This is a genomic window from Actinomycetes bacterium (assembly GCA_022599915.1).
GTDB lineage: Bacteria > Actinomycetota > Actinomycetes > S36-B12.
Map to the genome: position 1 here is coordinate 1 of JAHZLH010000067.1, position 5,662 is coordinate 5,662.

General features: G+C 60.4%; 5 protein-coding genes. 4 read left to right on the forward strand and 1 reads right to left on the reverse strand.

The genetic code is table 11. From position 1 onward, the window contains the following. Together K0U62_10955 and K0U62_10960 are read left to right on the forward strand one after the other, a co-directional pair. The coding region (locus K0U62_10955) for a hypothetical protein (GenBank protein ID MCH9802030.1) at positions 1–272 on the forward strand (272 nt) is incomplete at its 5' end. 179 nt (positions 273–451) lie between these two features. Next, entirely contained in the window at positions 452–1,747 is a 1,296-nt protein-coding gene (locus tag K0U62_10960) for a lamin tail domain-containing protein (protein MCH9802031.1), read from the forward strand. Positions 1,748–1,780: 33 nt separating this feature from the next. Here the strand turns inward: K0U62_10960 and K0U62_10965 are convergent, their stop codons facing one another. Beyond that, positions 1,781–2,206, reverse strand: coding sequence for a PaaI family thioesterase (locus tag K0U62_10965; protein ID MCH9802032.1), 426 nt, complete (start codon positions 2,204–2,206; stop codon positions 1,781–1,783). 106 nt (positions 2,207–2,312) lie between these two features. Between K0U62_10965 and polA the strand changes: the two genes are divergently transcribed. Continuing rightward, positions 2,313–4,982 carry a DNA polymerase I gene (gene polA, locus K0U62_10970; GenBank protein ID MCH9802033.1) on the forward strand — a complete coding sequence of 890 codons (2,670 nt, stop codon included), beginning with the start codon at positions 2,313–2,315 and terminating at the stop codon, positions 4,980–4,982. A 114-nt stretch (positions 4,983–5,096) separates the two neighbouring features. After that, positions 5,097–5,662 (forward strand): lysophospholipase (locus K0U62_10975; GenBank protein ID MCH9802034.1); only part of this gene is annotated, 566 nt, incomplete at its 3' end.

Consider the following 5,662-nt stretch of genomic DNA (forward strand, 5'->3'; position numbering starts at 1 on the left):
CGCTGGACCTGTGGCGAGCCCCGGAAGAACAGCGACCCAACTACCTGATGGCCGATCTAGCCGGTCTGAATCGGCCGCCGTTGATCGTTGAGCAGGATCGGGATGGCTACACCTGCGGTGACGCCAGTGCCAGACTGGTGGGTGAGCAGTTGCAGGTTGCTGGGGAACGAGTGGCGGCGATCTGGGCGGCTGCGCAGTTGCTGTGGGGTCGTGGCCCGGATCGGGAACCACCGAATCTTGCCGTGGTGGCTCAAACGCTAGCTGATAGGTAACCTTCAGGGCGCCCGCCAGCTAGATCAAGCGCCGGGTGGCTGGGCTTGCTGGCGCCTTCACATCCGGATACCGGCCATTTCGAAGTTGTGAAAACTTTTTGTCGTAGCGGCTCAGGTAGTTGCTGGACTTGGCCGATCCTCCTATTGAAAGGTAAATCAGGCTGTAAGGCGGGTGTCGAATGTCTCTCAAACGTGTCGGAGCAGTGCTCTTTGCGTCAGCCGTTGGCCTGTCGCTGGCTGCCACCGTTCCCGCGCAGGGCGGCACCAGTGGCGGTTCCGGACCTTCGCCGGGGGTCAAGCGGGTCACCTTCAATGGACAGAAGGTGCTGCAGTCCCAGGCCAAACTGCTGAAAGTAATTGATGGCGACACGATGCGGGTCGACATCAAAGGCGACAATCGTGGACCTGTGGTTGTCCGCAATGCCGGTATGAACACCTTCGAAAAAGGCGATTGCCACTACGAATCTGCAACTCGCACGCTGAAGAAACTCAGTTCGCGACAGGTCATCCTTCGGTCGGCAACCAATGCACAAAAGGTCAACAAGAACAGTGGTCGCAATCGGCTGCAACGGTTCGTCTTCACGAAGAAGGGTGTCGACCTGCAAGAGCAAATGATCGCTCGCGGCTTGGCACTGCCCTACAACTTCAGCCAAGAAACCATGGGTCAGGCGCTTTATTCCCAACGAGCTCAGGAGGCCGCCGCACGTGGCGTAGGGATGTTTGACGCTGACGCTTGCAAGCCAGGACCTATGCAAGAGGCGGCACTCGACTTGGTCGTCCACTACAACGCTTCCGGCAACGATCGGACGAATTTGAACGGCAAGTTCGTCCGGATCGTCAACAACAGTGCTGCAACTGTTGACCTGTCAGGTTGGTACGTCTTGACAGGTCGCCAGCGGTTCTATTTCCCCGGTGGGACTACCATCACGCCCGGCAGCAACATCAAACTGCACATGGGAAACGGCACCAATACTGCGACCGATCTGTACTGGGGCGGTAAGGAGATCCGGCTTCCGGTACCCGGGAACTCCCGCTATCAGGGCATTGGGGTCTTGCTGATGGATCCAGATGGCGATGCTCGGGTCTGGAGTTTCTATCCGTGCCGAGTCGACTGTGGTCATCCGGCCCAGGGCGCATTCAACGTCGCCATCGTCCACAATCCACCAGGAAATCCTGATGGGCCGAACGATGAGACCGTGAGTTTTACGAACGTCAGCGGTCAGCGAGTGGATATGACCTACTTGGTGGCTGAAGTCCGCAACGAGACCTATGAGTTCCAGCCGGGCGTCTACGTTGATCCGGGCGAAACCCTTGTCATGCGAATGGGCAAGGGTGCACCTGATCGGCTGACCCATTACTTGGGCATGGACAGTAAGTATCTACCTGGCCCGGTCCCGGGTGGTCTGATTGAACTCCGCGACGACCGGGCAGTGCAACTGGCCTGCTACGCCTGGGGCAAGAAGTGGAAGTGCTGAACAAGCATTGAAGAACCCTGAGGCGCTACCGGACTAGTTGGCTGGGCGGAAGAGGCAAGTCAGTCGTGCCGTGCAGCACAACTGCTCATCGTCGTCGGTGATGGTGATCGACATGGTCGCTAGCGTCTTGCCGGAGCTGATCGGTTCGCAGACAGCCGTGACCGTGCCATCACGGGCTGACCGGTGATGGCTACACGATAGTTCGATGCCCACCGGAAAAGTTCCGTCGGGTGCAAGCAGCGCGCAATGTATAGATCCGATAGTTTCCGCCAGAACTGCGTTGGCTCCGCCGTGCAGCAACCCGTAGGGCTGCCGATTACCCGGAACTGGCATGGTGGCGACCAGCCGTTGCGGGCTGGCTTCCGTCAGAGCGACCCCCATGGTGGTGGCCAGTTCCCCCATGTTTTGATTCACGCCAGTGATGAAAGCGGCGCCATCGAAACCCGAATCTAAGCCCATGCTTTGCCTCCGGCATCACCCTATCGGGTTGGATGGTTACGGCCAGCCGGTGCACTAGTGCAGCCCGCTGGCAACGTTGTCGGCGGTGGTGCATAGGCTCAGGTTGATGTCTGAGTCTCCTCGCTTGCTGCTGTTGGATGGCCACTCGTTGGCCTATCGCGCCTTTTACGCGCTACCTGTTGAGAATTTCGCCACGACCACCGGTCAGCCCACCAACGCGGTCTACGGTTTCACGGCCATGCTGATCAACACGTTGCGCGATGAGCAGCCCACCCATGTCGCGGTGGCCTTCGACGTCTCCCGACAGACTTTCCGCTCGGAACGTTATCCCGAGTACAAGGCGACGCGGTCGGCATCACCCCCGGAATTTTCGCCGCAGGTGGACTTGATCACCGACGTCCTCGACTCGCTCGCCATTACCAGCGTGCGCATGCCGGGCTATGAAGCCGATGACATCATCGCCACGCTGGCTACCGAGGCCGAGGCCGCTGGCATGGAGGTGCTGGTGCTCTCTGGTGATCGTGATGTGTTGCAGCTCGTGGATGAAAATGTGACAGTGCTCTACCCGCGCAAGGGGGTGTCCGACCTAGCCCGGATGACTCCGGAGGCGGTCACCACGAAGTACAAGGTTCCGCCGAATCGCTATCGAGACCTCGCGGCACTCGTCGGCGAGACTTCCGACAATCTGCCCGGTGTCCCCGGCGTGGGTCCAGGCTTCGCCTCCAAGTGGTTGGGGCAATACGGCTCACTCGATGAACTGGTGGACCATGCGGACGAGATTCCGGGGAAGAAGGGCGAGGCGCTGCGCGAGCACCTCGCTCAAGTCTTGCTCAACCGTGAGCTCAATGGTCTGCTGCGAGACTTAGAGCTTCCGGTCGGGTTGACCCAACTGCAGCGGGAACCCATCGATCGGGATCGGGTACATCAAGTCTTCGACGCGCTGCAGTTTCGGGTTCTGCGCGATCGACTTTTCGAGACGCTCGGTGAAGATGTCGGCTCTTCCGGCGAAGCGATCGATGTTGACGTGACCCAACTAGCCGCCGATGACGTCGCGAACTGGCTCGGGAAACATGCCCACGACCCGACCGCGGTGGCGTTTGCCGGCAGTTGGGGCCGGGGTACTGGTGATCTGCATTCGGTGGCGTTGGCTGGAGCAGATGCGGTGGGTTGGATTGATCTAACGACAGCCTCAGCTGCCGATCTAGCAGCATTGCAGAGCTGGTTGGCTGATCCGGACCGCGGAAAGTATTGCCACGACGCCAAGGGGCCGATGCTGGCCTTGGCGGCCCGTGGCTGGACATTGGCGGGTTTGCGGGTGGATACCGCACTAGCGGCCTATTTGGCTTTGCCGGGTCAGCGGTCTTTTGATCTTGGCGATCTGGTGGCTCGGTTCTTGGGCCGCGAACTGGCAACACCGGACTCCCAACAACAACAGTTGGCGCTGGCCACACCGGGTGCTGACAACGAAGAGGCAGATCGGTTGGGGATTGCCGCTCAGGCGGTGCGAGATCTCGCCAACGAGTTGCACGATCGATTGGCGGATCGGGATGGGCTGACGCTGCTGACCGACGTCGAGCAACCATTGGCTGCGGTGCTGGCAGCGATGGAGGAAGTAGGAATCGCCGTCGATCTGGATCGGTTGCGCTCACTAGAAGCGGAGTTCGCCGATCAGGTGCGGGCCGCCGAAGCTGAGGCGCACGAACTCGCCGGGCGGGAGTTCAACCTCGGCAGTCCCAAACAATTGCAGGAAATCCTATTCGTGGAGCGGGGGCTGCCGAAGACCAAGAAGATCAAGACTGGCTACACCACCGATGCGGAGGCGTTGCAGACACTGTTCGCCAAAACCGAGGATCCGCTGTTGGCCTGTCTGCTGCGCTGGCGGGATGTCAGTCGGTTGAAGCAGACCGTGGCTGGCTTGATCCCGCTCGCGGATTCCGGCTCGCGGATCCACACCACCTTCAACCAGACCGTGGCTGCCACTGGTCGGCTCTCCAGTCAGGATCCGAATCTGCAGAACATCCCCATCCGAACCGACGCTGGCCGGCGAATTCGCGCGGGTTTCGTGGTGGGGTCAGAGTTCCATGATCTACTCACCGCCGATTACGCCCAGATCGAGATGCGGATCATGGCTCATATGTCCCGTGATGAGGGATTGATCGAGGCCTTCCGCTCTGGTGAGGATCTGCACACGACCATGGCCGCCCGAGTATTCGACCGCGCCCCAGATCAAGTGGATGCGGAACTGCGGCGACGGATCAAGGCTATGTCCTATGGATTGGCGTACGGCTTGTCCGCCTACGGCCTATCCATGCAGTTGGGGGTCGGTGCGGCCGAAGCCAAGGAACTCATGTCGGACTATTTCGATCGATTTGGTGGGATTCGGGACTTTCTGGCTGAGGTTGTCGAGCAGGCTCGCGTTACCGGTTACACCGAGACCATCTTGGGGCGACGGCGATATCTTCCGGATTTGACCAGTGATAATCGGCAGCGGCGGGAAATGGCCGAGCGGATGGCCCTCAACGCTCCTATCCAGGGCTCAGCTGCAGACATCATCAAGGTCGCAATGTTGCGGGTAGCGGAGCAGTTGCGGCAGCGGCAGCTACGCAGTCGCATGTTGCTGCAGGTGCACGACGAATTAGTTCTCGAGGTCGCGGCACCGGAGCGGGACGAAGTGATTGCGTTGGTTACCGACAGTATGGCCAACGCCGTATCGCTGTCCGTACCGTTATCGGTGAGTACTGGTCTCGGTACCAACTGGGATGAGGCGGCCCACTAACGGGCTAGGACGGCCGGCTCGGCAGACGGGTGCGGCCGACATGTTCGTCACCATACGATCACAGATTCGCGCCGCGCGGTTTTCTGGCCCGGTGGCTATGTCATCCTTCACGATGTGTCGCAAATTGGCTCTGCACTAGCAGTTGTTGCTGCGTTGCTGCTTGCCGGCTGTGGGGCGGACCCGGTTGCGGAAGATTCTGCCGACGTTGTTTTCGTCCCATGTTCGGAGGCGGACTGCACCGGTCGACTACCCAGTGGTGCGGATTTCGAAATTCTGATGCCGGAGACCTGGAACGGATCGTTGGCGCTCTTTTCGCATGGGATGCGGATGCCGGAGGAGTCGGGACGCAAGGGCGCGGCAAAGCAGGCGCCTGCTGATAGCAACGGTTCGGCCACGTCGGTGGCAACCGAGGGGCCGCAGCCAGCCGCAGGGTGGGGTGCCACCGAGCGCAATGTCGCTGATGTGTTGCTGCAAGCTGGCTACGCTCTCGCTGGCGCATCGACCGGCCGGTTGGGCTGGAGTGTCCGTTCCCAGATTGTGGCTGCCGAAGAGTTGCACGACTACTTTGTCGAGAACGTCGCCGATCCGACTCGGGTTTACGTGTGGGGAGAATCGACCGGTGGTCTGGCCAGCGCTCGGCTTGCCGAACTACATCCGGAATGGGTAGCTGGTGCTGCCGC